24 protein-coding genes are annotated in these 24,890 nt (G+C 48.9%); 10 read left to right on the top strand and 14 right to left on the bottom strand.

The features are described from left to right. Positions 1-15: 15 nt before the first annotated feature. From groL to KNQ11_RS11295, 3 genes are all read left to right on the top strand, one after another. Complete coding sequence (groL, locus tag KNQ11_RS11305; RefSeq protein ID WP_023469586.1) at positions 16-1,656, top strand: chaperonin GroEL; 1,641 nt, start codon at positions 16-18, stop codon at positions 1,654-1,656. A 221-nt stretch (positions 1,657-1,877) separates the two neighbouring features. Continuing rightward, entirely contained in the window at positions 1,878-2,498 is a 621-nt protein-coding gene (locus KNQ11_RS11300) for a LysE/ArgO family amino acid transporter (RefSeq protein WP_214771795.1), read from the top strand. Between the two features lie 36 nt (positions 2,499-2,534). Beyond that, on the top strand, positions 2,535-3,473 hold the full coding sequence (locus KNQ11_RS11295; protein ID WP_149427958.1) for a HEAT repeat domain-containing protein: 939 nt from the start codon (positions 2,535-2,537) through the stop codon (positions 3,471-3,473). A gap of 107 nt (positions 3,474-3,580) precedes the next feature. Here KNQ11_RS11295 and KNQ11_RS11290 read toward each other — a convergent pair whose 3' ends face one another. Further along, positions 3,581-5,371 carry an LTA synthase family protein gene (locus KNQ11_RS11290; protein WP_149427957.1) on the bottom strand — a complete coding sequence of 597 codons (1,791 nt, stop codon included), beginning with the start codon at positions 5,369-5,371 and terminating at the stop codon, positions 3,581-3,583. Positions 5,372-5,526: 155 nt separating this feature from the next. On the opposite strand from KNQ11_RS11290, the gene KNQ11_RS11285 reads away from it, so the two are divergent. Beyond that, a complete protein-coding gene (locus tag KNQ11_RS11285) occupies positions 5,527-7,674 on the top strand; it encodes a hypothetical protein (protein WP_149427956.1) in 2,148 nt (715 codons plus the stop codon). Between the two features lie 209 nt (positions 7,675-7,883). Continuing rightward, positions 7,884-8,486 carry an NAD(P)H:quinone oxidoreductase gene (gene wrbA / locus KNQ11_RS11280; RefSeq protein ID WP_035410786.1) on the top strand — a complete coding sequence of 201 codons (603 nt, stop codon included), beginning with the start codon at positions 7,884-7,886 and terminating at the stop codon, positions 8,484-8,486. Between the two features lie 61 nt (positions 8,487-8,547). Here wrbA and KNQ11_RS16840 read toward each other — a convergent pair whose 3' ends face one another. From KNQ11_RS16840 to KNQ11_RS11270, 3 genes are all read right to left on the bottom strand, one after another. Continuing rightward, positions 8,548-9,966, bottom strand: coding sequence for a sensor histidine kinase (locus KNQ11_RS16840; RefSeq protein WP_251139655.1), 1,419 nt, complete (start codon positions 9,964-9,966; stop codon positions 8,548-8,550). Positions 9,967-9,997: 31 nt separating this feature from the next. Beyond that, positions 9,998-10,981, bottom strand: coding sequence for a HAMP domain-containing protein (locus tag KNQ11_RS16835; RefSeq protein WP_251139654.1), 984 nt, complete (start codon positions 10,979-10,981; stop codon positions 9,998-10,000). Between the two features lie 215 nt (positions 10,982-11,196). Continuing rightward, complete coding sequence (locus tag KNQ11_RS11270) at positions 11,197-12,210, bottom strand: zinc-binding alcohol dehydrogenase family protein (RefSeq protein WP_285800511.1); 1,014 nt, start codon at positions 12,208-12,210, stop codon at positions 11,197-11,199. Between the two features lie 188 nt (positions 12,211-12,398). Here KNQ11_RS11270 and KNQ11_RS11265 point away from each other — a divergent pair, with 188 nt between their 5' ends. Then, positions 12,399-12,839 carry a hypothetical protein gene (locus KNQ11_RS11265; RefSeq protein ID WP_214771789.1) on the top strand — a complete coding sequence of 147 codons (441 nt, stop codon included), beginning with the start codon at positions 12,399-12,401 and terminating at the stop codon, positions 12,837-12,839. Positions 12,840-12,910: 71 nt separating this feature from the next. On the opposite strand, the gene KNQ11_RS11260 is transcribed toward KNQ11_RS11265, so the two are convergent. The 4 genes from KNQ11_RS11260 to KNQ11_RS11245 form a co-directional block, all read right to left on the bottom strand. Then, positions 12,911-13,423: a PCYCGC motif-containing (lipo)protein gene (locus KNQ11_RS11260; RefSeq protein WP_035395745.1), complete on the bottom strand. Its 513-nt coding sequence runs from the start codon at positions 13,421-13,423 to the stop codon at positions 12,911-12,913. Positions 13,424-13,499: 76 nt separating this feature from the next. Further along, a complete protein-coding gene (locus KNQ11_RS11255) occupies positions 13,500-14,417 on the bottom strand; it encodes a metal ABC transporter substrate-binding protein (RefSeq protein WP_214771786.1) in 918 nt (305 codons plus the stop codon). Further along, positions 14,414-15,259 (bottom strand): metal ABC transporter permease, encoded by an 846-nt coding sequence (locus tag KNQ11_RS11250; protein ID WP_214771783.1) that lies wholly within the window; start codon positions 15,257-15,259, stop codon positions 14,414-14,416. The genes KNQ11_RS11255 and KNQ11_RS11250 overlap by 4 nt, the downstream gene beginning before the upstream one ends. Beyond that, the gene (locus KNQ11_RS11245; RefSeq protein ID WP_214771780.1) at positions 15,256-15,993 is read right to left on the bottom strand and encodes a metal ABC transporter ATP-binding protein; all 738 of its coding nucleotides are present in this window, start codon (positions 15,991-15,993) and stop codon (positions 15,256-15,258) included. Before KNQ11_RS11245 ends, KNQ11_RS11250 begins: the two co-directional genes overlap by 4 nt. Before the next feature lie 227 nt (positions 15,994-16,220). On the opposite strand from KNQ11_RS11245, the gene mgtE reads away from it, so the two are divergent. Continuing rightward, a complete protein-coding gene (gene mgtE / locus KNQ11_RS11240) occupies positions 16,221-17,573 on the top strand; it encodes a magnesium transporter (protein WP_023469574.1) in 1,353 nt (450 codons plus the stop codon). Between the two features lie 53 nt (positions 17,574-17,626). Here mgtE and KNQ11_RS11235 read toward each other — a convergent pair whose 3' ends face one another. From KNQ11_RS11235 to KNQ11_RS11220, 4 genes are all read right to left on the bottom strand, one after another. Further along, positions 17,627-18,277: a hypothetical protein gene (locus KNQ11_RS11235; protein ID WP_214771777.1), complete on the bottom strand. Its 651-nt coding sequence runs from the start codon at positions 18,275-18,277 to the stop codon at positions 17,627-17,629. A gap of 13 nt (positions 18,278-18,290) precedes the next feature. Further along, the gene (locus KNQ11_RS11230) at positions 18,291-18,620 is read right to left on the bottom strand and encodes a potassium channel family protein (RefSeq protein WP_214771774.1); all 330 of its coding nucleotides are present in this window, start codon (positions 18,618-18,620) and stop codon (positions 18,291-18,293) included. A 12-nt stretch (positions 18,621-18,632) separates the two neighbouring features. Then, entirely contained in the window at positions 18,633-20,198 is a 1,566-nt protein-coding gene (locus KNQ11_RS11225) for a sensor domain-containing diguanylate cyclase (RefSeq protein ID WP_214771772.1), read from the bottom strand. A gap of 94 nt (positions 20,199-20,292) precedes the next feature. Continuing rightward, the gene (locus KNQ11_RS11220) at positions 20,293-21,126 is read right to left on the bottom strand and encodes an SDR family oxidoreductase (RefSeq protein WP_214771758.1); all 834 of its coding nucleotides are present in this window, start codon (positions 21,124-21,126) and stop codon (positions 20,293-20,295) included. Between the two features lie 126 nt (positions 21,127-21,252). Here KNQ11_RS11220 and KNQ11_RS11215 point away from each other — a divergent pair, with 126 nt between their 5' ends. The 3 genes from KNQ11_RS11215 to KNQ11_RS11205 are packed head-to-tail and all read left to right on the top strand — an operon-like array spanning position 21,253 to position 23,512. After that, a complete protein-coding gene (locus KNQ11_RS11215; RefSeq protein WP_069940057.1) occupies positions 21,253-22,008 on the top strand; it encodes a DeoR/GlpR family DNA-binding transcription regulator in 756 nt (251 codons plus the stop codon). Continuing rightward, positions 22,005-23,054, top strand: a complete 1,050-nt coding sequence (locus KNQ11_RS11210) for a Gfo/Idh/MocA family oxidoreductase (RefSeq protein WP_214771755.1) — start codon at positions 22,005-22,007, stop codon at positions 23,052-23,054. Before KNQ11_RS11215 ends, KNQ11_RS11210 begins: the two co-directional genes overlap by 4 nt. Next, positions 23,042-23,512: a heme-degrading domain-containing protein gene (locus KNQ11_RS11205; RefSeq protein WP_023469567.1), complete on the top strand. Its 471-nt coding sequence runs from the start codon at positions 23,042-23,044 to the stop codon at positions 23,510-23,512. The genes KNQ11_RS11210 and KNQ11_RS11205 overlap by 13 nt, the downstream gene beginning before the upstream one ends. Before the next feature lie 394 nt (positions 23,513-23,906). On the opposite strand, the gene KNQ11_RS11200 is transcribed toward KNQ11_RS11205, so the two are convergent. Then, on the bottom strand, positions 23,907-24,386 hold the full coding sequence (locus tag KNQ11_RS11200; RefSeq protein ID WP_035395771.1) for a DMT family transporter: 480 nt from the start codon (positions 24,384-24,386) through the stop codon (positions 23,907-23,909). A gap of 12 nt (positions 24,387-24,398) precedes the next feature. Further along, a complete protein-coding gene (locus KNQ11_RS11195) occupies positions 24,399-24,827 on the bottom strand; it encodes a DMT family transporter (RefSeq protein ID WP_214771752.1) in 429 nt (142 codons plus the stop codon). Positions 24,828-24,890: the final 63 nt, after the last annotated feature.

Below are 24,890 nucleotides of genomic sequence, written 5' to 3'. Positions count from 1 at the left end.
AGGGGGATTTCAGTCATGGCAAAAGACATTTTATTCAGTGAAGAAGCACGTCGAGCAATGCTCCGCGGGGTCGATGCATTAGCGGATGCAGTCAAAGTCACGATCGGACCAAAAGGACGCAACGTCGTTCTCGAGCGGAAGTTCGGTTCACCACTCATCACGAATGATGGTGTAACGATCGCAAAAGAAATCGAACTCGAAGATCACTTCGAGAACATGGGTGCAAAACTCGTCGCAGAAGTTGCCTCAAAAACGAATGAGATCGCAGGGGATGGTACGACAACAGCGACAGTCCTCGCACAAGCGATGATTCGCGAAGGTCTCAAAAACGTCACAGCGGGCGCAAACCCGATGGTCATCCGTAAAGGAATCGAAAAAGCGGTCCGTCGTGCCGTCGAAGAATTGCACACGATCGCTAAACCAATCGAAGGTAAAGAAGCAATCGCCCAAGTCGCAGCGATCTCAGCAGCAGACGAAGAAGTCGGTCAATTGATCGCGGAAGCGATGGAACGTGTTGGTCAAGATGGTGTCATCACGATCGAAGAATCACGTGGCTTCACGACAGAACTCGACGTCGTCGAAGGGATGCAGTTCGACCGTGGTTACGCGTCACCATACATGATCACGGATTCAGACAAGATGGAAGCGGTTCTTGAGAACCCGTATATCCTCGTCACGGACAAAAAGATCTCGAACATCCAAGAGATTCTTCCAGTCCTCGAGCAAGTCGTCCAACAAAACAAACCACTTCTCATCATCGCAGAAGACGTCGAAGGCGAAGCACTTGCGACACTCGTCGTCAACAAACTCCGTGGTACATTCAACGCGGTAGCGGTCAAAGCACCAGGCTTCGGTGACCGCCGGAAAGCGATGCTTGAGGATATCTCGATCGTTACAGGTGCAGAATTGATCACAGAAGACCTCGGTCTTGATCTGAAGGAAACACAAATCACGCAACTCGGTCGCGCGTCGAAAGTCGTCGTCTCAAAAGACAACACGACAATCGTCGAAGGCCACGGACACGGGGATTCGATCGAAGCACGTGTCGGTACGATCCGTGCGCAAATCGAAGAAACGACAAGCGACTTCGATCGTGAAAAATTACAAGAGCGTCTGGCGAAACTCGCAGGTGGCGTAGCAGTCGTCAAAGTCGGGGCAGCAACTGAGACAGAACTGAAAGAACGCAAGCTCCGGATTGAAGATGCACTCAACGCGACACGCGCAGCGGTCGAAGAAGGAATCGTAGCAGGAGGGGGAACAGCCCTCATTCACGTCACGAAAGCCGTCGAATCGATTTTGTCGGTCTCAACAGGCGACGAAGCAACAGGTGTCAACATCGTTCTTCGCGCACTCGAAGCACCACTTCGTCAAATCGCGGAAAACGCGGGTCAAGAAGGTTCAGTCATCGTCGAACGTCTCAAGCATGAAGCGCCAGGAATGGGCTACAATGCGGCAACAGATGAGTATGTCGACATGATCGAGACAGGAATCGTCGATCCAGCGAAAGTAACGCGTTCAGCACTTCAAAACGCAGCGTCGGTTTCAGCGATGTTCTTAACAACAGAAGCCGTCATCGCCGATAAACCAGAACCAGCCGGATCTGCTCCTGCAATGCCTGATATGGGCGGCATGGGTGGAATGGGCGGAATGATGTAAGACATTTCATCTAAAAGTACTGAATCCTAGTAAATAGGGTTCGGTACTTTTTTATACTTCAAATTTCGGAATAAGTTGCATAATTATTCTTTTATTTGTAATATTATACTTAATGTTTAAACGGTATACATATATAGAATTAACTTGGAATGAAAGGAGATTTAATATTTAATCGTCGACTTACGTTCAGAGATCAAAGAGAGATAGGGGTCATTAATTAAATGAATGAAATTTTAAAAGGCATAGTAACCTCGGGTACACTCATCGTCGCAATCGGCGCTCAAAATGCGTTCGTCCTTAAACAAGGTTTAATGAAAAACAATATTTTCTGGGTGGCGCTAGTATGTTTCTTGTGCGATGTGTTGTTGATGTGTACGGGCGTAATGGGAGTTGGTACCGTCATCAAGAATAATACGTTTGCAAATGTTGGTCTTGCGATTGTTGGAGGACTATTCCTTCTCTTGTATGGATTTAAATCTTTTCGTAGTGCATTTTCTTCATCACATACAATGGATGTTTCAACAGATTCTAAAATCATGCCCATTCACAAAACGATCTTACTTACATTAGCAATTACACTTTTAAATCCACATGTATACCTAGATACGGTCGTCGTCATCGGTGGTATTGCTGGAACTTTGACATTTGATCAAAAAATCAATTTTTTAATCGGAGCTTTGATTGCCTCATTTGTCTGGTTTTTTGGAGTAGGATATGGATCGAGATGGCTCATTCCTGTATTTAAACAACCAAAAGCGTGGAAAGTATTAGATTTTGGAATCGGATGCTTAATGTTCTGGCTATCGTATCAATTGATTCAGTTTGCTTTAGAACAAAGTTAAATAGATATTTAAAGGGTTAAGGAGCAACTACCAAATATGAAGGACGATGAGATTTTATATTTAGTTGAACAGATGTCTGATGAAGAATACCTCTATCATGAAGAAATGAAGTGCTATACGAACGAAGGATCACCATCCGACTTAGCTTATGTAAAAGTCCGTCAATTTAGGGACGTGAATATGCTTCTGATATTAAACACTTTACTCGATAAAGTGAAACAAGCAGAACAAAAACAACATCTTTATTTTATGATTGGAACGATTGGTGTGAATTCAGGAGATGTTCGTGCAGGAATGTTATTGCTTGAAAAACTGGAGCAAGAGACAAAGCCGAGTCTTCTTGAAAGTATTCTGGAAGAACTAGCAAAACAACAATGCATTCCTGATACAGAACGAATTGTAAAATACATAGACGATTCTCGGTCGTCTGTTCGAGAAGCTGCGATTCAAACATTGCGAGCCTGTCGAGATGAGGCAGCAGAAGATGCATTAATTCGTTTGATTACGACATCAAATAACTCTTTTGATATCATGAGTGCTAATTTTGTTTTAGCCAAGATTGGAACAGAGCGAGCCGTTCCTTATTTGACTCCTTTGTTGGATCATTCTCGAGGAGACGTGAGGCATTCGGCTTTAGCTGCACTGAGTGAACTTGGAAATGGATTAGATCTTTCAATATTTTTGCACGGATTAAAAGATCGATCTAGCAATGTGAGAGAGTGTGCGTTAGTCGAAATTGAGCGACATGGTGATGAAGTAGCGATTGAGCCGGTGATTAAACGTTTACAAACATTAGTGAAGCGAACGCGACAAATACAAACAGATGAAGTCCTAATCGCTTTTCGATTTTTACATCGATACCAGCATTCCTATCAAGCGATTCCTAAACTATTTCATTGGATCATTCAAACAAAAAGAAAAGTCTTGTTTGACGAAGAATGGCAATGGATCGAAGACCATTTTACTTGCTATTGATGGGCTCGAGGATAGGTGGAGATAACAATCAATAAACAAGCCTGACCTTCTTCACGTCTAGTGAGAAGTCAGGCTTGTTTATTTCAATAAAATTAGCTGCTTTTTGATTACTCCAGTTCATTCTCCTCAATAATCTTATCCGACAGCTTTAACTGCTCACTCACATCCTTCACCTGATCGCGACAGAACTTCATCTCAACTTTTTTCTCGGTCGATACGTCATAACAGGTGCCTTCGCCTGATACTTTCGTCAAATCCGCTTCATAATAATAGTCCTTGTAGCGGAACGAACCATCGCGGAAGCCCGTCAGATTTGGTTTGTCGTCGACGAGGGATTGTCCCATCATATAGGACGTTTTGAGATTCAATAGATCAATGATCGTTGGTGCGATATCAATCTGTCCGCCATTCTCTTTCATGACCCGACCGGTTTGCTGGTCGGGTTTTTTGATGAAGAGCGGGATGCGGCGCTCGAGCTCGAACGCAGCAACCGGAGACGAGACATCCGCCTTTTTACGCATCTCGCTTCCTTCATTGACGAGTCCACTATCGTGATCGCCATAAAAGATGACGAGGGACTGATCCCAAAGATCCCGTTGTTTCAACTCGTCGATCATCTTTCCGACACCGGTATCGACGTAATGCACGGTCTCGTAATACCGTTTCAACATCGGATCCTTATATCCAGACAGATCAAGCGTCTGATCTTCCTTGTCGATCTCATACGGCGTATGACTCGTCAGCGCGACTAAAAACGAGAAGAACGGTTCTTGCAGTGTCTCCATGTGATCAATCGATTCGAGGAAGAACTGTTGATCGTTCAGTGCCATGCCGATTTTCTTCTCTTTTGAATAATCCTTTTGGCTGAAGAAGTGCTTAAAACCGATGTTCTGGTAGACATCGTCACGGTTCCAGAAGCCTTTTTCGTAAGCATGCATCGCTGCCGTATCGTATCCGTTCTTCTCAAGTAATGCAGGGAGCGGCTCGAATTCATTCGTCGGGTATTGTGTATAAACAGAGCCTGATTTTAATGGATAAAGTGACGTGTTCGTGATGAACTCGGCATCCGAAGTTCGTCCTTCATGCGTCTGGTGGTAGAGCGACGAGAAGTAGAGCGATTCCTTCTTCAATTGATTCAGGTTCGGTGTCACTTCCTCACCATTAATGGTTTGGTCGATGACTGAAGCCTGGAACGATTCGAGCTGTACCAAAATGATATTCGGCGTCTGCTTCGGACCGGTCGGATTCGTCTGTTCCTTTTGATTGATGCGCTGTTGTTCCTGTGCCGTTAGTCCGTCGCTCGGTCGTCCGGTCACGCCTTTGAACACATCCCACCCGTGATAGCCCCAAAAGCCGAACAGGTAGTAGTCACGCATATCGGAGATCGTTGCCGTCGGTTGACGATCTTCCGTTAGCGTCCGGTACGTCAGCAGTGAGGCAGACAAGACGATGCCACTGATTGCGAGTAGTCCGGCTGTCCGGCGTCGTGTTTGCGCCGTCGTCACTTCCGGTCGTTTGCGGAAAACGAAGAGCAGCAGTACGAAAATCAAACTATCGGCGAACAAGAGGAAGTCTTGCGGTACGATCAAGGCGGTGAAGCCGCTACTGACGTCACTCATCTGCGTCATCTGTGAGAGGAGCGAGATGGAGAGGAAGTCCTCGAAGTAACGATAGTACCACATGTCGGAAGCAAGTAGAAAACTGTGTGCCAGCAATAGACCGAGCCAGACCCAGCGGCGTTTATTCCACGGAATCAGTAACGTCCAGCTCGACAGGATCAGCATACCGGCCAGGTTCATCAGTGTTAAATAGAGCGAAAGGTCGGTCTTTGTAAAGTAACTAAACAGCATGAACTTCAGCATGCCGAGTAATAGATAAAGGGTGTAGCGAATCGCCATGGTCAGTACTCCTTACGTGTGTCGTCACACAGTCTTTACCCTGAATCGAAACGTGTCGAACGCTTGAGTGTTTTCTGCAAAAAACATTAGAAGAATTACTGAATATGGAATAAAATAGAAGTAATCACTTATTTTTGAAAGGATGTTCTACATAGATGAACTGGAAACATTGGATGGGAAGTGCCGCGCTGATTTACGGTACATGGATGACGCTCACTGTAAGTGCAGATGCTGCACCGTATGATGTTAAAACGAAAGATCAAGCAATCGTTGGATTTTACGATTTAGAGACAAAAGAGACGACACCTTATCCGAAAGACGTCTCACCGTATATGGTGATGCGGGCGACGTCAGCCGATAAAACGTTATTCTTGTATGAAGATTATTATGGAGACGAAACCGAGCATCCTTATTATTTGATTGATGCGAAGACGGGAACTTCGGAACTGCTGACGCTTCCAGAAGGCAAGGAGTACCTGCGTGTCTTGAATCACGATATGGTGATAGGGTATACCTCATTTGATAAGTTATCAGTCTTTATTCGCGAAGGGGATCAATTCGTTACGCGTGATACGTTAGAAGTGACTTCTCAAAACCGGGTGCAGTGGATTAGTGCGAATCGCTTCTCGATCCAACGAGAAGATAGTGCTGATTGGTATGATGTGAATCCGGACGGTACATTCTCAAAAGTCCGTTCCGTTGACGTGAAGCGGTTCTCGCCTTTAACGAATGACTGGATCTTAGATGGTGAGCAAGATACGTTGCGTCACGTCGTCACCAATCAACAAATCACCTTACCGAAAGTCTCACGAGGATATTACGTTGAGGGAGCATACGAAACGAAAGACGGATTGTACGTTCAACTGGTCGATGCTAGTTCGTCAAACGAGTCATCGTTATTCTACTTAGATACGGCGAGTGGGCAACTGACGACACTCGTTGACCACTCAGAGCAATTAGCGAATGAACTGTTAGCGGATGGAAAAGCCATCTACCGGAGCAAGGATCAAGCGACGATGTTATCGTTTGCGTCTTATTTGCGCCAACCGATCGCAATCAATGACTTGACGAAGGATGATACGACGTTGCTCGAAGGAACGGTTCTAGCTCCTAGCGTTGAGCTGACGCGTATAGATGGAACGACAGGTATCGTTGAGCCCAGTAAATTATCGTTCACTGGGAATGTCGAACTGAAAAACGAGCTGTTCACGATCACGACGATTCCGAAACGTTTACCGTATAGTGAGTATCGGACGATATACACGACTGAAACCGGTAAGGTCTTGGAGGACCTGACACGTTATCAATACCAGCGTTATTTAACAGCTCAGGGTTCAGCGATTCCAACCATTAAGGAAGGTACAACATCCTATAGCTTTAACATCAATCAAAGCGATGTTCCGGTGACGGTCTATGGAAAAGATGGCGTCCTCATCGGAAGAGCTGCCTCCGATGAGACAGGACGTGTCCAAATCAACGTGTCGACGAAAAATCTTGTCGGTCAGGTGACGCGTTGGACGTTCGGAAATACACGAGACTTCAATCAAGAAGCATCCGTGAACCGGACCGTCGCAGGTTATGAAGTGCCACGCATTACCCAGTCGAAAAACGATAATTTTAAATTCATTACATACCGCTTAGAAAGTGCCAAAGAAGGCGGTATCTATAAAATCTATGCAGGAAAACGACAAATTCAATCTGTTCCAGCAACGAAAAAGACAGAGATTACGATTCCGTATACGAATGACTTTGCGTCATATCGTATTACACGAAGTGGTGAGTATCCTACGAAATCACTCTCTTTGAAAGATAGCGTGATGATTTACAGTAATCTATCCGCACCCCTAACGGATGAACACACGACGATCGAAGGGATTCTTGATGGAGATGCCGATTACGGAAAGCTGTATATTGATGGGAAATATACGGCATATATCGATCGTAAGAAAACGCAGAGTTTTGCGATTAAGACAAAACCATTGAAGGTTGGACAAGTCGTGACGTTCGTTGCCCGTAAAGGAACACAACTTCAAGTCTCCGGGCAGAAAGTCGTGGCAGCAGCCAATCCAACACTCAAGTCGTATACGACGTCACTCAGTCCGACGAGTACATCATGGAAAGTCAAAGCGACGAAAGGAAAGACAATCGTCGTCACAATCAATAAGAAGCGGTACACGAAACTCGCAACCGGTAAGACACAAACGATGACGTTCCCGAAACAAAAACGAGGCACTCGGGTCACGGTACACGCGGAGTCGATCAAGCTGCGTAAGAGTAAGACCTTTAGTTTAACGGTTAAATAAGTGAGCGGACAGGAATCCTTCGAGGCAGACGATGTCTTATAGAATTCCTGTTTTGTTTTAAAATGGTCTTTGGCTCAAACGTTTGGTTGAAGAATTGGTCTATATTTCCTCTTGAATTCAAACAATTGACGTTAATTTGCGCAGAAAGCGGGAATAGAAAGCGTGTACGTCCATCGTCCGTCACTGTCTTTTAAAAAAGGAGCGAAGTCATGTCAAACGTGAAACTAGCGGTCATCTATTACAGCGCAACCGGAACGAACCATCAACTTGCCTCATGGGCAAAAGAAGCGGGAGAAGCAGCGGGGGCGGAAGTCCGCCTTGCGAAAATCAAGGAGACAGCCCCAGCAGAAGCGATTGCTTCGAACCCATTGTGGCAAAAGCATGCGGAAGCCACACGTGATATCGAAGAAGCGACACCGGATCTACTCGACTGGGCAGATGCGATTATCTTTAGCGTCCCGACACGTTACGGTCATGTCCCAGGACAATTCCAACAGTTCCTCGACACGACAGGCGGACTGTGGGCACAAGGCAAACTCGTCAATAAAGTCGTCAGTGCGATGTCGTCGGCACAGAATCCGCATGGCGGTCAGGAAGCGACTGTTCTCGCGGTCTATACGACGATGTTCCACTGGGGTGCGATCGTTGCGGCACCGGGTTATTCGGATCCGGTCTTGTTCGCAGCGGGTGGAAATCCATATGGTACATCGGTCACTGTCGACCAAGACGGCAACATGGTCGAATCCGTCGAACCAGCCGTGCGCCATCAAGCGAAACGGACGGTTGAAGTGGCAAGCCGTCTCAACTCATAACATTACCTAATTCAAAAAGCGCCGGAATGCTGATTCGCATTCTGGCGCTTTTTCATATGCATCATGTGTTTTGTGTCAACGGAAGTTCGACTGTGAACGTCGAACCTTGTCCTTCGATCGACTCGACATGGATTTCTCCATCATGCCCACGCGCAATTTCGCGACAGATTGAGAGCCCAAGACCAGTACCGCCGATTTGACGGGTGTCCGAATTGTCGACACGATAGAATTTTTGGAACAAGTTACTCATCGCAGAAGCAGGAATCCCGATACCCTCATCTTGAATCGCGACGGTGACACGTGACGCGTGTCGCGTTAGTTGGATATCGATCGTTCCACCCGCTGGTGAGTATTTGATCGCATTGTTGATCAGGTTACTGAACAATTGGCGAATCTTCTTCGCATCCCCCTCGACGATCAGCGGTTCGACGTTTCGGAATATTTCAATCGCGTGGGAAGACGACGACAGGCTATGCAACTGTTTCAAATCACGAATCATCGCGACGATATCAAACGGTGCCATTTCGTATTCCTGACGGTTTGCTTCCATCCGTTGCAGGTCAAGGAAGTCATTGATCAACAGCGAGAGGCGTTCTGTTTCCGAATGGACCGCTTCGAGATACTTCTTCTGTCGCTTCGGTGGCAGGTCGCGCTGAATCATCAGCTCAGTGAAGCCATAGATCGACGAGAGTGGTGTCCGCAGTTCGTGCGAGATTGTCGAGACGAGTTCGTTTTTGATCCGGTCAATCTCGACTTCATTCGTCACGTCACGTAAGACGAGTAGAATCCCGCGGAACTGTCCACCATAATGAATGCTCTCGGAGTACGTCTTGATGAAGCGTCGCTCGTGATCAATCGAGAAGGTGATTCCTTCACCGATTTCACGCTGAACGAACGTCTTTTTCAAGTAACGTTCGAATTCCGGTAGTTGGTCGACGCGATGCTTGAGTTGAACGACAGACGGAGTGATGTTCATCAGTCCGTTCTCATCGAGACTGTCATCAACCGGATGGTCAAACAGATCGAGCAACGGTCGGTTGATCAATTGAATATCGCCTTCGGGTTCGATATAGACGATCGATTCACGAATAGAGTTCAATAGTCGCGCCGTTTTTTCCCGCTCACGTTCAATCTCGTCGAACGTCCGCATCCGCAAGAGTGACAATGCCAGCTGGCGCGCGAAGGCGGCTAGTTCTTCCTGTTCGTAACGATCAAACCGATCCTGATCGCGGGACAAGAAGATATAGGCGATGATCTCATTTTGACTCGGATCAAGAACCGGTGTGACAGCGCGTGCGACTTCGTCCTCGAACTGTGTATGCGGTCGTCGATCTTGTCGCGACTCACGCAATAACGGCTCAATCGTTGGCATCCAATCCTCGACTGTGAGCGGTGTCTGTGGATAAAAGACGATATCGATGACTTTTGTTCCTTCTTTAAAGATCAGTGCGCCTTGATCAGACTGCGTGATCTCAACCATCTTTTGGATGACAGAAGGATAAGCACTGATGCTATCGCGCGATGCCAGTGGTCTCCGTCAATTGGTTTCGCAGGCGCAAGTGGGACTCGTTCCGTTGCGTCAGTTTTAAGGCATCTTCGAGATTGACGTTCGTTGACATCAATTGATGTTTGTTTTCAATCAAAGCTGTCGCCATCTGATGGAACGATTTACTCAATTCACCAATCTCGTCAGCACGGTTGAGTGGAATGAGTGGTAACGTATGCTCACCGCTTGCAAGAAGTTTACTCTCCTTGCTAAGAAGATGGATTTGTCGCGTCGTCCGTTCGATGAACGGGCGGACGATGAGCAAGATGACGAGGAATAGGACGAGCAGATTGACGAGCCAGATCCACTCGGCATACTTCGTCTGAGTGACAAGTTGTTCTTTTGCACCGAGTTCTTTCGCACGAAGACTACTCCGATAGTTCGTGAACGTACTCTCCATCGTGTTGACACTTTTACGCATCGTCTCACTGTTCGAGGCATTCATCTTGAATTTCCGATTCGGGTCCCGTGGTACTTGTGGCATCATCGCTTTTAGACTCGGCATCTGCAGGAAACGCTCGTCAATCGTGCCCGATTGCTTTGCTTGGACGTATTTAATCAAGCTGGGCATGACGAAATTGGTATAAGAATTATAGAGCGACCGGATATCAGACGCATAGATTTGATCCGCTTTATATAAGCGATTCTTTTCAAACCAAGCCGTCTGTTGTTCGAGTGATGCCTTCTTTTCATCAATCACGTCGAGCACGGCATCGTCACCGAAGACGATATAGCCGCGCATCTCGTATTGAAGGGACTGCCAATCGTCCCAGAGTTTTGTCGCTCGATCTTCGCGCAAGCTGATCGCATCGAGCTCTTGTTTCGCATCCGTGACTTGGTGGTTCGTATAAAAATAAGCAGCCAGGGAAGAGATCGATAGTGTAATAAGAATGAGATAAAACGACGACATGATCTGTCGGCTGATCTTTTGATTGAACCATTTTCGCATATGGATTATGGATGCTCCTTTGTCTATGTGAGTCAAGCGTCGATTAGATGTATTACGTTGGAATATTTGTTACCGTAATCGTACATTTTTTAGACGAATAAATATAGTCATAATGCTTAAAATATCTTCAAAGTAAGAGATACAGGTTCACAAAGAAAACTTAGAACGACAAAAAAGCAGGACGGGATTTTACTCCCAACCTGCTCCGATGCCCATTAATGATGTTCGACGACAATCTTCCCAATCGTTTTTCCGCTCTCGACGAGACGGTGTGCTTCTTTCAGATTGTCAGCGTTCATGCCGATTAACGTCTGTGTCACCGTCGTCTCAAGTGTATGTTCTTCGATCCATGCTGCGACTTGCGTCAGAATCTCATGTTGGCGGATCATGTCCTCTGTCTCGAACAGCGGACGCGTGAACATGAACTCCCAGACGAACGTCGCACTCTTTTGTTGGAGCGCACTTAAATCGAGTTTTTGATACGTCTCGACGATGCTACAGATTTTCCCTTGTGGTGCAATTACATCGACCATCGTCTCAAAATGTTGGTCCGTCGCATTGAGACAGAAGATATAGTCGACGTATTTGTAGCCGAGGGCTTCCAGCTGAGGACGGAATGCCTCGTGGTGATTGATCGTATGATGTGCACCGTGTTCCTTCGCCCACTCAATCGTCTCGTCGCGTGACGCCGTTCCGATGACGGTCAGTCCAGCGTGATTCGCGAGTTGTGTTGCAATTGAACCGACACCACCAGCAGCTCCGATGATGAGGATCGTCTTCTCGAGATTCGACTTAGCGTCAAACGTCAATCCGAGACGATCGGTCAATGCTTCGTAAGCTGTCAGCGTCGTCAACGGGAGAGCAGCGGCTTCGCTAAAGGTCAACCGTTCCGGCTTTTTGGCGACGATCCGTTCATCGACGAGTTGGAAGTCACTGTTTGACCCTGGGCGCTGAATCGCACCGGCGTAATAGACTTCATCACCGACTTGGAAGAGGGAGGCATCATCGCCGACTTCAACGACGACTCCGGCTGCATCGTAACCGATGACCTTCGGCGCGTCTTCATCTTTCCCGTGAGCACGGACTTTCGTATCGACCGGGTTGACGGAGACGGCTTTAATCTCAACTAAGAGATCGTGTCCCGTTGCTTCCGGGCGTGGTAGTTCCAGGTCAATCAGACTTTCGTGTTCCGTCAGTGGTAAGTGTCGGTGGAAACCGACGGCGGACATATTCGACATCGACAATCATCCTTTCCAGATAGGAATCGTTTCTCTCCATCTGTTCCACGCCTATTCAGTCTTAAAACCAGTTGCGAAACTTTGAAAACGGATTCCCCTTCTGTCGTCAACGAAAGAATGCTGGATAGATATGGTAGCATATGAGAGTAGCTATCAATTTCGAGAAGGAGCGATTTTGTATGTATGACGTCATCTCTCTACCGGCAGGACCGACTCAAGTCACGATTGAACGTTACCTCGTCCATGCCCACCCGCACCCCCGTTCGTATCGACCCGCGCGTTTGATTGCCTTACGTCAAAGTGGTGGCGTCATGCATCGACTGTATCGCACGGAGCGGGAAATCGTGCTCTCTCCGCACGAGGCACTCGCCCCACAAGTCCAGCGGCTCTCGTTCTCGCAACAGGAGCGTGTCCTTGCGTATATCGAAGAACGTCGTGCGAGCTTCGGTTTTGATGAAGGGGAGGAATACAAATTTTACTTACTCGAAGTGGCATACGAGCTCCGTCATCTGCCACGAACGGATCGACCGATTCGGGCGCATACGTACTATCAACTGGATGAGCTGTTGTTGGGTCGACCGCTTGTCTTGCGAGCTAGAAGTCAAGAGCGCTCCACATGAGACAGAAAAACGGAACATGAAAAAGCAGTCCGCCTTTCCTTACGTTCATCGCGAGGAGGGCGGACTGTTTATTAAAGTGCTGGCGTTGGCGTCGGTGTGACACCGGTCTTTTTATAAGCTTGATCGATGGCAGTCCGGATTTCCTTGACGGAGCTACCTTTTTGATAAGCAACGATCGACTGTGCTGCGATATCGAGACACGTGCCGCACGTGATGCCGTGCGTCGTCCAGGTCGTGGAACTAGCAGTCTGCTCTTCGATGAAGCAGTCATAGTTGCTTGTATGACCAGCAGACTCACCGCAACCGCAATAACAAGGCATCTTCTTCAAGAGATCAGGATGTTTAGCGACGGAGCGGTAAATCGTCTGGATCGACTCATCCTGTTCGTTCAGAAAAGCGGGTAACGTGTCTGGTCCCGCGGTCTTCTCGAGTTGATCACCAGCACCGTGGCTGGCATGATCAGCATGATCTCCGTGATTCGTCTGTTCTGTTTTTGGAGCACCCGTTTGATCAGCTGTTCCGCATGCAGCGAGCAACAGGCTGATACTGAGGGGAAAGGCGTAACGATATAGTCGTGTTTGCATAATGTGCCTCTCTTTCATCGTCTTGCCTTCATTATAAGGAAAGACGTATCGAGAAGGCGTGACGATTTGTTGACGCTTACTTGGCGAGTGCTTCCGTGATCGTCTCGATGTTTGCTTGCATCATGCTGTAGTAAGTGTCGCCATCTTTACCCGGTGCACCGAGTGAGTCGGTGAAGAGAGTACCACCGATCGGAACACTAGTCTCCCTTGAGACGGTTTCCATGCTCCGCCGATCGACGCTCGTTTCGACGAACAGGACAGGGATATCTTGCTCCTTGATCGTATCGACGATCCGGCGGACTTGAGCCGGAGTTCCTTGATTATCTGAGTTGATCTCCCAAATATAATCCGCTTTGACGTCATAGGCAGTTCCGAAGTATTTGAAGGCTCCTTCGCTCGTGACGAGATGACGTTCTGCTTTCGGAATAGCGGCAAACTGCTTTTTCGCTTCCTGATCAAGCGTCTGCAATTTTTTGATATAGGCATCGGCATTTTTTTCGTAGTCGGCTTTGTGCTTCGGATCTTCCTTGATTAATGCCTGCTTGACGTTTTCGACGTAGCGGATGCCATTGCTTACGTCGAGCCACGCATGTGGATCAGTCTCCGATTCTTTGCCCTTCGTCGTCAGGTATTTCGGTTCGACGCCTTTGCTTAAACGATAGACTGGTGCGTCAGACGCGTCTTTGCCAGTCGTTGCCCGGAGTTTATCGAACCACGCACCGCCGGCTTCCAGGTTCAACCCGTTGTAGAAGACGACGTCAGCATCTGCCATCGCCTGTACGTCTGCCGGAAGTGGATCATACTCGTGCGGGTTTGCCCCGATCTTGACCATGCTGTGGACATCGACATGTTCACCACCGACCTCACGTGCGAGGTCAGCGAGAATCGAATATGTCGCGACGACCTTCAGCTTCCCGTTATCTTCTGCTGGTGTCGAACAAGCAGCAAGTAAGACCATGCTGAGGAGGACGAACAGAATGAGTTTTAATTTCATACAGTAGACTCCTTTCGTTTCCGGTGACGCATCAGACCGTGACGTGGTGAGAAGACGAAGACGAGGGCGAACAGCGTCGTCGCGACGAGGACGATCGATGCACCGGAAGATAGATTATAGGTGAAGCTGAAATACAGTCCGACGATGGCGGACAACGTACCGAAGCCTCCCGCTAGGAACAGCATCCGTGAGAGGCGGTTCGTCAGTAAATACGCGGTCGCTGCCGGTGTGATCAACATCGCGACGACGAGAATGATGCCGACGGTCTGGAGTGAAGCGACCGTGACGAGTGTCAGTAACGTCATCAGTCCGTAATGAATCCAGCGCGTCGATAGTCCATAGGCTTGCGCCATCGTTGGGTCAAACGAGCTGATCAGCAACTCTTTGTAGAACAAGAAAATCCCGCCGAGGACAATCAATCCGATGATGACGGTCATCCACATGTCGCTCGGACGGACCGCGAGGACGTTGCCGAACAGAATGTGATAGAGATCGCTACTGCTACGTAAGAACGAAATCAGGATGATCCCAAGGGCGAAGGCGGATGTGAACATGATTCCGATTGCCGTATCGTTCTTGATGCGACTGTTCTGGCTAACGAAACCGATTCCGAGCGCTGTCACGAGACCCGTCGCGACAGCACCGATCAGGAAGTTGATCCCGAGTAGGTAGGAAATCGCAACACCGGGTAAAACGGCGTGCGAGATTGCATCCCCCATCAACGACATCCCGCGAAGGATGATGAAACAGCCGATCACACCACAGATGATGCCGACCATGATGGCGGTGATCATCGCTTTTTGTAAGAACTCATATTGAAGTAATGCCTCGATGAACGTCATCCTTGTCCCTCCTTGCGTCGTTCGAATAGGGGTAAGCCATACGCTGGTTCGAGCCATTCCGGCGTCAAGATATCAGACGGTGGACCGACAGCGATCAATTGTTTGTTCAACAGCATCAATGTGTCGAAGTAGTCCTCTGCTTTATGCAAATCATGGTGGACGACGACGATCGTCCGTCCTTCGGCTCGGAGGGTCCGTAAAAGTTCGATGATCATCTGCTCACTCGCAACATCGATGCCGACGAACGGTTCGTCCAGCAATAGTAGCTCTGCTTCTTGGGCAAGGGCACGCGCCAGAAAGACCCGTTGTTGCTGTCCACCTGACAGCTCACCGATTTGGCGTTCGGCGTGATCAGACATACCGACCCGTTCGAGACATTCCATGGCGAACGCTTTTTGTGCTTTCGATGGTCGTTTGAATAAGCCGAGCTTCGGATAACAGCCCATCAACACGACGTCCTGCACACGAACCGGAAAGTCCCAATCAATTGCACTTCGTTGCGGGACGTATGCGACGCGTGACCGGACGTCTTCGAGTGATTGGTCGAGCACGCGTAACTGCTCGATGCGAGCCGGGATCAAACCGAGGACGGCTTTTAAGAATGTGGATTTACCAGCGCCGTTCGGTCCGATGATGCCAATCAACGAAGCGACCGGGAGACGAACGGACACTCCGTCGAGTGCATGGGTATCAAAATAAGAGACAGTGAGACGATCAACGTCAAGGGCGTACATGAATGATCACTCCTTTGGTTTTGTGGTATATAGAAGGAAAGTTTCCTTAGGGCAAAAAATAGGATAAAAATTTTAACTCCAATCACTGGAAAAAGATTCGGTCTACAAATAATGTTTCCTTAAGGCAAACTTTAAAGCCATAGGAAACAGATGTCAACTGTTTTTCGATATCGATCGCGAATCAACTCGTGCTAAGATGAAAAGGCAGAATACAGGGGGTGAGGAGATTGCGTCAGACAGCAGAACAACAATGGAAGTGGCTATTGCTCGATGCGCTCGCGAAAGAAAAACGAGAGCAAGCACAGCAAGTCATCGAAGAGGTCTATCCGTATGATATCGCGCAAGTGTATGAAGAGTTGGGCGAAGACGATCAGGCACGACTCCTCGACTATCTCGATCACGAGCGATTGGCAGATGTCCTCGAGGAGCTCGAAGGGGAGCAACGTCTCGCCGTCTTACGTCGTTTAGACGTCGAGCGTGCCGGGCACGTCCTCGATTTAATGGAGAACGATGATGTCGCGGATTTACTTGAGGAACTGGGACCGGAAGAGACTGACCGTTTGCTTGGTAGCATGCGGACGGACGAGGCACTGATCGTCCGCAATCTCTTGACGTATCCACCGGAAACGGCTGGGCGCTTGATGACAAACCGGTTCATCTGGGTCGGCGAGGATTTCACGGTCGGTGAGACGGTCGAGAAGATGCGCGACTACATCGAATACTCGGAGACGATCAACTATGTCTACGTCGTCAATCAACTCAGTGAACTCGTTGGGGTCATCTCATACCGGGATGTCATCTTAGCTGAAAATACGGAACGGATCAGTGACGTCATGGAGACGAAGGTGATCCGGGTCGCGGCAGAGACCGATCAGGAAGAAGTCGCGCAACTGTTCGAACGCTATGATCTCGTCTCGTTACCCGTCGTCGAGGGCGACATTCTTGTCGGACTGATCACGGTCGATGATGCGCTTGACGTCTTACGGGAAGAAGCGAACGAAGACATCGAGAAACTCTCGGCGTCCGGTAAATCAATTGATTTTGAGACGAAGCCGTGGATTGCTGCGACCCGTCGTTTACCGTGGCTCGTCTTGCTACTGTTCATCGGGCTCGTCTCTGGATCAATCATCAGTCAGTTCGAAGAGACGCTCTCAAAAGTCGTCGCGCTCGCCTTCTTCATGCCGATGATTGCTGGTATGACCGGAAATACCGGTACCCAATCGCTCGCGGTCGTCGTCCGCGGATTGATCACGCGTGAAGTCGATAAGCGGGTCGCGACTCGGTTGATCCTACGGGAGCTCTGGGTTGGTTTAATCATTGGTGTCATTTGTGGTATCTTGATCGCCATCATTGCCTACGTCTGGCAAGGGAGTGCCGTCTTGGGTCTTGTCGTCGGCAGTTCGCTCGTCATCACGTTGATCTTCGGGACACTTGCTGGAACGATCATTCCGCTCATCTTACATCGCCTAAAGATTGACCCAGCAATCGCATCCGGACCATTGATCACGACGTTGAACGATATCTTATCGCTCCTCGTCTACTTCGGGATTGCAACGGCATTCATTAGCCGCTTGATGTAAAAAAACCGAACCGATTCATCTTCGTCAAGAGGAAGGGAATCGGTTCGGTTTTTTCATGTGTGATCATTCGTCGTGCGAATCCAGATCGCGAGTGGACCAACGTCGTCAAAGCCGGCTTCAAGCGCTGTGATCAGGTGATCGCCATACTCGTAACCGACGAGCGATTGACCGGGAAAATGTGCTGAACTCAAACGTGCGATATCATCCCATAAGCGTTCGTCGAGGTAATCGGAATTGACGTACGTCAGTCCGGTCGTCACTTGATTCGAGTAGGCGATGCAACTTGCTTGTTGCGCCTCCGAATAGAAGAAGCGGACAGCGGGATGTTGCCATAACGTTGTGGGCAACTCCGGTGTTGCCTGGATAGCCTGGAAGCGAGCGAACTGATCGAGATCCGTCACGACGGACCAATCGACGGGAAGGGCACGGCGATCGAGTATGGCAGGGCGGGTCATCCATTCTGCTGTAAATAAATGACTGAGACCGGCACTCGAGAAATCATAGCTTGCCGTGCAGTCCTTGATGCTATAGACATCCGTGACACCAATTCGCTGATGGGGAAGCCGGACCATCAGTTCCGGATAATAGCTCGGTACGCTTCCTTGAGCGTGCCAGGTCGAATCAGTTTCCGTCACCCGGCAACCGGCTGACTCACAGACGAGGCGACACCAATCGAAATTATTTTGGATGGCAGCTTGGCGCATGGATCATTCCCCCTTATTCATCCTCCGGTTGTTTAATCAGGACATACGATAACGTGGCAATCAGTGTTAAGAACAACCCGCAGCCAATCGTGATGTATGCCATCGTAAAGACCTTACCGAGCGTCGTCGTCGGAACGAATGTTGGATGCCCAACCGTACTTAGTGTCGTGATACAAAAGTAAAGTGCATCCACCAGCGATAGATTTTCTTCCGTGCTATAGAAAATCGTCCCGGAGACGAGCGTCAACAGGCAGAGAATCAATAGACCACGAAAGTAAGATAAGTGAAAGGCGCGGCGCAATCCCTTGAATAAACGTGAAAAAATCGTCAGTACAGAAATCATGGAATCTCTCCTTTAGGATCGTTGCGTCGAGTCCATCGTATCATGAATGAAATAATCGTTCTTTCCGGCATGTTTGACGCGGTACATCGCTTGGTCAGCATGCTGAATCAGCGTGTCGAGATCGACGCCATGATTGGGTGAGTAACTAAGTCCGATGCTCGTTCGGATTTCAATGGTTTCTTCAGCGAACCGGTAAGGGTTGTCTTGCAAGTACGTCAACAGATTCGCAGCATAGGCATGGAGCGTAGCGACAGACGGATGACGATAGAGTAAGAAGAATTCGTCGCCACCGACACGGGCAGCGAACCCATTCTGTTCCGCATGGTGTTCTAGAAGGCGAGCGATATGAATCAAGAAGGCGTCACCGATTTGATGTCCATACGTATCGTTGATGGCTTTGAAACCGTCGAGATCGACGACGATGATCGCGATATGATCAAGCTCGAGTAACTCTTGTGCCGCACGTTCGTAAAAGCTTCGGCGATTCGCAATCTTCGTCAACGGATCGTGGTAGGCGAAGAAACGAATCGTCTGCTCCGCTTCCTTGAAGGACTGGATATCACGAATCAACAACATCCCGTGCAGCTCTTGTTCGATGAAGACGAAATCGGCATCCATGACGACGTAGCGTTCTTGCTGTCGCGCTGTCAAAATCTTCGTTTCGAATTCGTTGAACTTACGTTGCGATAAAAAGTGTGTCATATAATGCAGCGACCAATCGGCTTGTTTTTTATCCGGTAAGTAGGTCGAAAACGTACATGCCGTTAAGTCACCGGTCTCGAACAGACGATGAGCAGCTGGGTTGGCACTCTCAATTCGTCCGTCCCGGTCGAGCAGCAGGATTGCCGAAGGATTCAAATTGTAGAGCGTCGCGAAACGCTTTTGATAGGACGCGAGATAATCGAATCGGCGCATTGCGATCGCCAGTGCTCCTGCCCAGAACAAACCGCCATACATATAGGCATACGGTGGCATGATGCCGTAGAACGACCAGTAGCCGAAGACGATATCCCATACGAGAACGAGAATCGCGACACTCAATAAGACACTGATGATGCCACGACGTGCATCTTTCAAGTGTGTCCGTGCGTACACGAGCAGACCGATGACAAGGAGATGGAAGATGTTCCCGACCGTCATCGTCACTAGATATTGTGTGTTGAATTCAGGGTAGATGAACTGTCCGACCTGTGTGAATTGCTGACTGTTGATGACGTTCGTCTGGAAGACGTATGTCGTCAGCACGACGCCCATCGGAAGATAGAAGATCCATGGGTACAGTAAGCGTGGCATTCGTTTCCACAAATTCGAGACGCGAAAGATGAAGTGAAGCGATGTACTGAAGACGATCAGACCAGCATTTCCGAACCAGTAGGTCACGAATGCCGGACTAAACTCGATCGGGGAGGCATTCCGGAAAAATTCACCAAGGAACAACATCCCGTAAGCGAACGTGAATAAGCTAAGCAGTCGGTGTTGCGGACGTGATGGGTTGCGTAAAAATATATCAATCGACATGTAGAACATGATGAAGGTCGGAATCAGATAGACAATCGTAAAAAGAAACAAGGATGGCATGGCGTTCCGCCCTTCTAGATAATTTTTAGGTAGATAGTCTCAGTATAGTGGGCGAAGATTGCTTAGGCGGATTGAAATTTCAAAAAAAGGGAAATCAGTCGAGATTTAATGTTAGTCGTCGTATTTTGGCGATCCCTTCGAGACCTGACGGATCATGATGCGTCTTATGGGCGACGAAATGTTCATCGGCTTCCGTCGTCCGGATTCGTAACGGACGTTCGTCACGATGGACGACCTCGAAGATCACCTCAGCCAGAGCTTCTGCCGATTGGCGATCGGCATGTCGCGTCCGATACGTCTGCAAATAAGCTGTGATGATCGGTTTGAAGTCGTCTTCGTGTAAGCCACCCGTCCGTTCAAGTTGATCGAGAACAGTTGCGGTAAAGTTCGTCTCGACGGCGGCTGGTTCAATCAGGGTGACGTCGATGTTGAAGTACGGTTTATAGTAGGTCGCAAGACTTTCGAACAGCCCTTCGATCGCAAACTTACTGGCACAATACAGTTCATTCATCGGTTGACCGACGAGACCACTGACGCTTGAAGTCGCAAGTAAGTGACTACCGTCCGGTGCTTGTTTGAGTAAGGGGAGACAAGCTTCAATCGTTCGGATGACACCGAAGACGTTCGTTTCGAAGAGTTGCTTGATTTCATAACTCGTCGCTTGACCGAGTGCGCGCAGCAAACCATGACCGGCATTACAGAACACGACGTCGAGATGATCGACTTCTTGTTCAATTTGACGAACGGCTGCTTTCACGCTTGTTTCATCCGTCACATCGAGCGGCAAGAAGGTAAGCGTCGGTAATGACACGGTCATTTCGTCTGGACTCCGGACACCAGCGTAGACGAACCATCCGGCGTCTGCGAATCGCCGCGCCGTCGCAAGACCGATACCGGAAGAAGCACCCGTGATCAAGATCGTTTGCATATCAATTCCTCCGTTCTGAAAGTAGTTGTCTTCTATTATTTACCCGAATTACCGTTGAACTATTTGCATTAAAATTGCATATTGTAATGAAAAAACTTAATATAAAGAAAAAGGAGGCGGGAATCGATGGGGCAAATCGAACGGTTGCAACAGATGCGGGAATGGATCAAGACGAGTCCTGAAATTTCGCTGGATCAACTGATGCAGGAGTATCAGATTTCACGAGATACCGCACGTCGTGACGTCATCGTCCTCGAACAAGAAGGGGAGATCATTCGCGTTAAGAATGGATTAGTTCGTGCTGGCGGAACGCTTGCATATGAACAGCGGACAGAGAAACCGGAAAAACGGCGGATCGGACAGCGTGCAGCGCGTCACGTCCAAGCGAACGATCGCTTATTGCTCGATGCTGCAACGACGGTATCTGAGATGGCACGAGCACTTCCGCCATATCCACTACAAGTCATCACGAACTCCCTTGATATCGCAGACTATGTCGGAGCTCGCACGGATATTGAGCTGTACGTCACGGGAGGACGTTTCGACCGGCATGCGCGTAGCTTGAGTGGGATCAAGACGGCAGACGACATCCTGAATTATCAAGTTGATTGTGTTTTTCTTGGAGCATGTGGATTGACGGAAGAAGGACTTTTTGCGGAACAACTCGAAGAAGCGGTCGTAAAGAAAGCGATGATTCGAAGTGCGACCCGTGTCATCGTCCTCGCAGACCATACGAAATTCAATAAGCGGTTTTTGCATAAGGTCTGTGACTGGGAGCAAATCGATGTACTCGTTACGGATCAAGTACCAGACGCAACGTGGCAAGAACGACTAGATCATTATCATGTCGATCTCGACGTGACAGAGGAGGAAACAACATGAACCCGATTCAAACGACGCTCGTCGGATTCGGCTTTTCAGCGGTGACGTTCCACGTTCCGTTCTTACAGGCATTACCGGCATTTGAAGTGACGCAAGTCGTCTCGAGTCGACCGGAACAGGTAGCACAACATTTCAGTAAGGCGACGGTCGTCGCGACACTTGCTGAAGCCTTGCAGGATGAGAACACGGAACTCGTCATCATCACGACACCAACGGCACTCCATTTCGAAATGGCAAAACAAGCGATCGAAGCAAAGAAGCACGTTCTACTCGAAAAGCCGGCCGTCGTGACGATCGAAGAAGCACTGGCGCTGCAAACGTTAGCGAAACAACACGGCGTTCAAGTCGCCGTCTATCAAAACCGTCGTTTTGACGGTGACTTCCTGACACTTGAACAATTGATGGAAATGAACGAGATCGGCGACTGGCAAGTCATCGAATCACGCTTTGATCGCTATCGCCCGGTCGTTCGGGAACGCTGGCGGGAACAAGCGGGAAGTGGCGCCGGCATTCTGTTTGATCTCGGCTCACACTTACTCGATCAAGCACTCGCCTTGTTCGGAGAACCGGATGCACTGACGGGCGACGTCTACCTGCAACGTGACGGAGCGGTCGTTGATGACGGGTTCCATATCACGCTACATTATGGTACACGTCGTGTCATCCTTCGTTCGACGTCCTTCATTCAAGGACCAACGCCACGTTTCGAGTTTCATGCGACACGAGGTAGTTACGTCAAATATGGAATGGACCCGCAAGAAGGACGGCTTGCGAAAGGTCATTCGGTGAACGAACAGCTCGGTGAAGATGAAGTAGATTCCTACGGTTACCTTCAAATCGCCGATCAGCCCGTCGAGCGTCTCGCGACACTTCCAGGCAGTTATGCGACGTTTTATGAACAGTTGGCAGAAGGACTTCGCGGGGGACGAGTACCTGTCGATTTACGCGATGCGGAAAAAACGATGCGTTTGATTGAAGCAGTGCGCATCAGCAGTGATGAAGGACGACGCCTCTTACGAAAGGAATGGGATGCATGGAAGAATTGAAGGTGTTGCTAGCGGAAGAGGACGAACTCGTCTTGACGTCCCTGACGAATACGGAAGCGATTGGGATGGGACATGAATTGATCGGACGGGCGATGAAGGAGAACTTATCGATCGCGGTTGAAATCAAACGGAATGGACAGCGTTTATATTACGCGGCGCTCGACGGTACGGCACCGGATCAGGAAGAGTGGATCCGCCGGAAATCGAACGTCGTCTTACGGCATGGCTATAGCTCGCTCTACATGCGTCGGTATAATGAGAGTAAACATCGCTCGTACCACTCGATGTATGCGGTCTCGCCAGCTGATTATGCCGATGCCGGCGGATCGTTCCCGATCCGGATCGAAGGAGTCGGTGTCGTTGGTACGATTACCGTTTCCGGTCTATCGCAGGAAGCAGATCATCGTCTTGCGACGGAAGCGTTGCGCTTACTTAAGAGACAACAGCTGGGGCAATAAGGTATTTATAAAACACAAGTGTTGATTCTCGTGCAAGACTTCGCTTTCCGCGGGCGGAAGGCGAGCCTCCTCGCCGCATTCGCGCCTACGGGGTCTCACCCATTCCGCTTTTCCCGCAGGAGTCTTCGTCTTGCACGTTCATCAACGAATCGTTCGACACGAAAAAACCGAAATGCTGAAGTGAATATACTTCAGCATTTCGGTTTTTTATGTTCTATTTTGATAGATCATGAGAAACAGCAGGACTCACGTTGTTCACGCGACTCCTACAGGAAAAAGCGCAAGATTTTGCGCTGTCAGAGATAAACAAGACCCGGGTCGGCTGTCTGTGACAGTCGAGACTGGCTTGTGTCTCGCCTGAGGAAAGCGCGTGAACGAATCGTGAGGACAATCGTTACGATGCCATCGAATCAGATGAAGCCGACACGTCTTTGCGTGTGTTCCCGCGATAGACGAAATAAAGCGCAGCAAGCATCGCAAGCAGACCGAGCAGACGTTTTCCGTCGAGCGGCACGACGACGCCACCGAATGCACCGATGTGGTCGATGACCATCCCTGCTGCGAGTTGACCGATGACAGTCGCGATACTAGCTGCCGTGACACCGATTTGCGGAACAGCAAGAATCGTCAGGAATAGATAACTGACCCCAAACAGGACGGCACTGAGTTGCCAACGTGGTGCTTCGAGCAAGAGCAAGACATTTCCTTGACCAAAGAACAGGATGGCGAGTGCGAGAATCAGCATCCCGGTGAAGAATGTCAGGAACGTGCTTTCTAGAGCCCCTGCCTTTTGACTGAAGGCACCGTTGATCGATGACTGCGCACTCAGCATCACGCCGCCGAGTAATGTAAAACCGAGTAATAGAATATTCACGAGCGAACCTCCTTAAAAGATAAGAAACAGAGCGATGAGCATCAAAGCAGAAGCTGTCAGCTTGTCACGATTGATTGGACGTTTCGGACTACCGAGCCAGCCGTAATGTTCAATGACCATGCTGGCAATCATCTGTCCGATGATGACACTAATCATGGCGAGACCGACACCGACGAGCGGGATGCTAATGATCAAGATCGTCAAGTAGATACTACCGAGTAGACCACCGAGCAAGGTCCATTTCGGTGCGCGGAATGTATAGCCGAGTGAACCTTTTCCGAAGAAGAGGACGATCAGTCCGATGATGATCGTACCGGCGAAGAAATTATAAAAGCTACTTTCGAGTTTTCCGACGAAGTTCCCGAGTTCACCGTAGATGGCTCCTTCGACACTTAAAGCGATACCCGCAAGTAACGCGAGTACGTAATACACGATTTTCAACAGAATTCATCCTTTCACGAATCTAAATATCGAGAAATGTCGATATGTAAGGCAAGGAGAACG

The organism is Exiguobacterium sp. s39 (assembly GCF_018618925.1).
In the GTDB taxonomy this organism is placed as follows: domain Bacteria; phylum Bacillota; class Bacilli; order Exiguobacteriales; family Exiguobacteriaceae; genus Exiguobacterium_A; species Exiguobacterium_A abrahamii.
Note: the sequence above shows the minus strand (reverse complement) of the source record. Positions and strands in the feature narration are given on the sequence as shown.

Coding starts and splice junctions, on each gene's coding strand:
- KNQ11_RS16840 (WP_251139655.1), bottom strand. CDS start 9,966: ATGGTTGAGATCACGCAGTCTGATCAAGGCGCACTGATCTTTAAAGAA.
- KNQ11_RS11210 (WP_214771755.1), top strand. CDS start 22,005: ATGAACCCGATTCAAACGACGCTCGTCGGATTCGGCTTTTCAGCGGTG.
- KNQ11_RS11295 (WP_149427958.1), top strand. CDS start 2,535: ATGAAGGACGATGAGATTTTATATTTAGTTGAACAGATGTCTGATGAA.
- KNQ11_RS11290 (WP_149427957.1), bottom strand. CDS start 5,371: ATGGCGATTCGCTACACCCTTTATCTATTACTCGGCATGCTGAAGTTC.
- KNQ11_RS16835 (WP_251139654.1), bottom strand. CDS start 10,981: ATGCGAAAATGGTTCAATCAAAAGATCAGCCGACAGATCATGTCGTCG.
- groL (WP_023469586.1), top strand. CDS start 16: ATGGCAAAAGACATTTTATTCAGTGAAGAAGCACGTCGAGCAATGCTC.
- KNQ11_RS11250 (WP_214771783.1), bottom strand. CDS start 15,259: ATGACGTTCATCGAGGCATTACTTCAATATGAGTTCTTACAAAAAGCG.
- KNQ11_RS11260 (WP_035395745.1), bottom strand. CDS start 13,423: ATGCAAACACGACTATATCGTTACGCCTTTCCCCTCAGTATCAGCCTG.
- KNQ11_RS11245 (WP_214771780.1), bottom strand. CDS start 15,993: ATGTACGCCCTTGACGTTGATCGTCTCACTGTCTCTTATTTTGATACC.
- KNQ11_RS11225 (WP_214771772.1), bottom strand. CDS start 20,198: ATGCCATCCTTGTTTCTTTTTACGATTGTCTATCTGATTCCGACCTTC.
- KNQ11_RS11220 (WP_214771758.1), bottom strand. CDS start 21,126: ATGCAAACGATCTTGATCACGGGTGCTTCTTCCGGTATCGGTCTTGCG.
- KNQ11_RS11235 (WP_214771777.1), bottom strand. CDS start 18,277: ATGCGCCAAGCTGCCATCCAAAATAATTTCGATTGGTGTCGCCTCGTC.
- KNQ11_RS11265 (WP_214771789.1), top strand. CDS start 12,399: ATGTATGACGTCATCTCTCTACCGGCAGGACCGACTCAAGTCACGATT.
- KNQ11_RS11230 (WP_214771774.1), bottom strand. CDS start 18,620: ATGATTTCTGTACTGACGATTTTTTCACGTTTATTCAAGGGATTGCGC.
- KNQ11_RS11255 (WP_214771786.1), bottom strand. CDS start 14,417: ATGAAATTAAAACTCATTCTGTTCGTCCTCCTCAGCATGGTCTTACTT.
- KNQ11_RS11215 (WP_069940057.1), top strand. CDS start 21,253: ATGGGGCAAATCGAACGGTTGCAACAGATGCGGGAATGGATCAAGACG.
- KNQ11_RS11270 (WP_285800511.1), bottom strand. CDS start 12,210: ATGTCCGCCGTCGGTTTCCACCGACACTTACCACTGACGGAACACGAA.
- KNQ11_RS11285 (WP_149427956.1), top strand. CDS start 5,527: ATGAACTGGAAACATTGGATGGGAAGTGCCGCGCTGATTTACGGTACA.
- wrbA (WP_035410786.1), top strand. CDS start 7,884: ATGTCAAACGTGAAACTAGCGGTCATCTATTACAGCGCAACCGGAACG.
- KNQ11_RS11300 (WP_214771795.1), top strand. CDS start 1,878: ATGAATGAAATTTTAAAAGGCATAGTAACCTCGGGTACACTCATCGTC.
- KNQ11_RS11205 (WP_023469567.1), top strand. CDS start 23,042: ATGGAAGAATTGAAGGTGTTGCTAGCGGAAGAGGACGAACTCGTCTTG.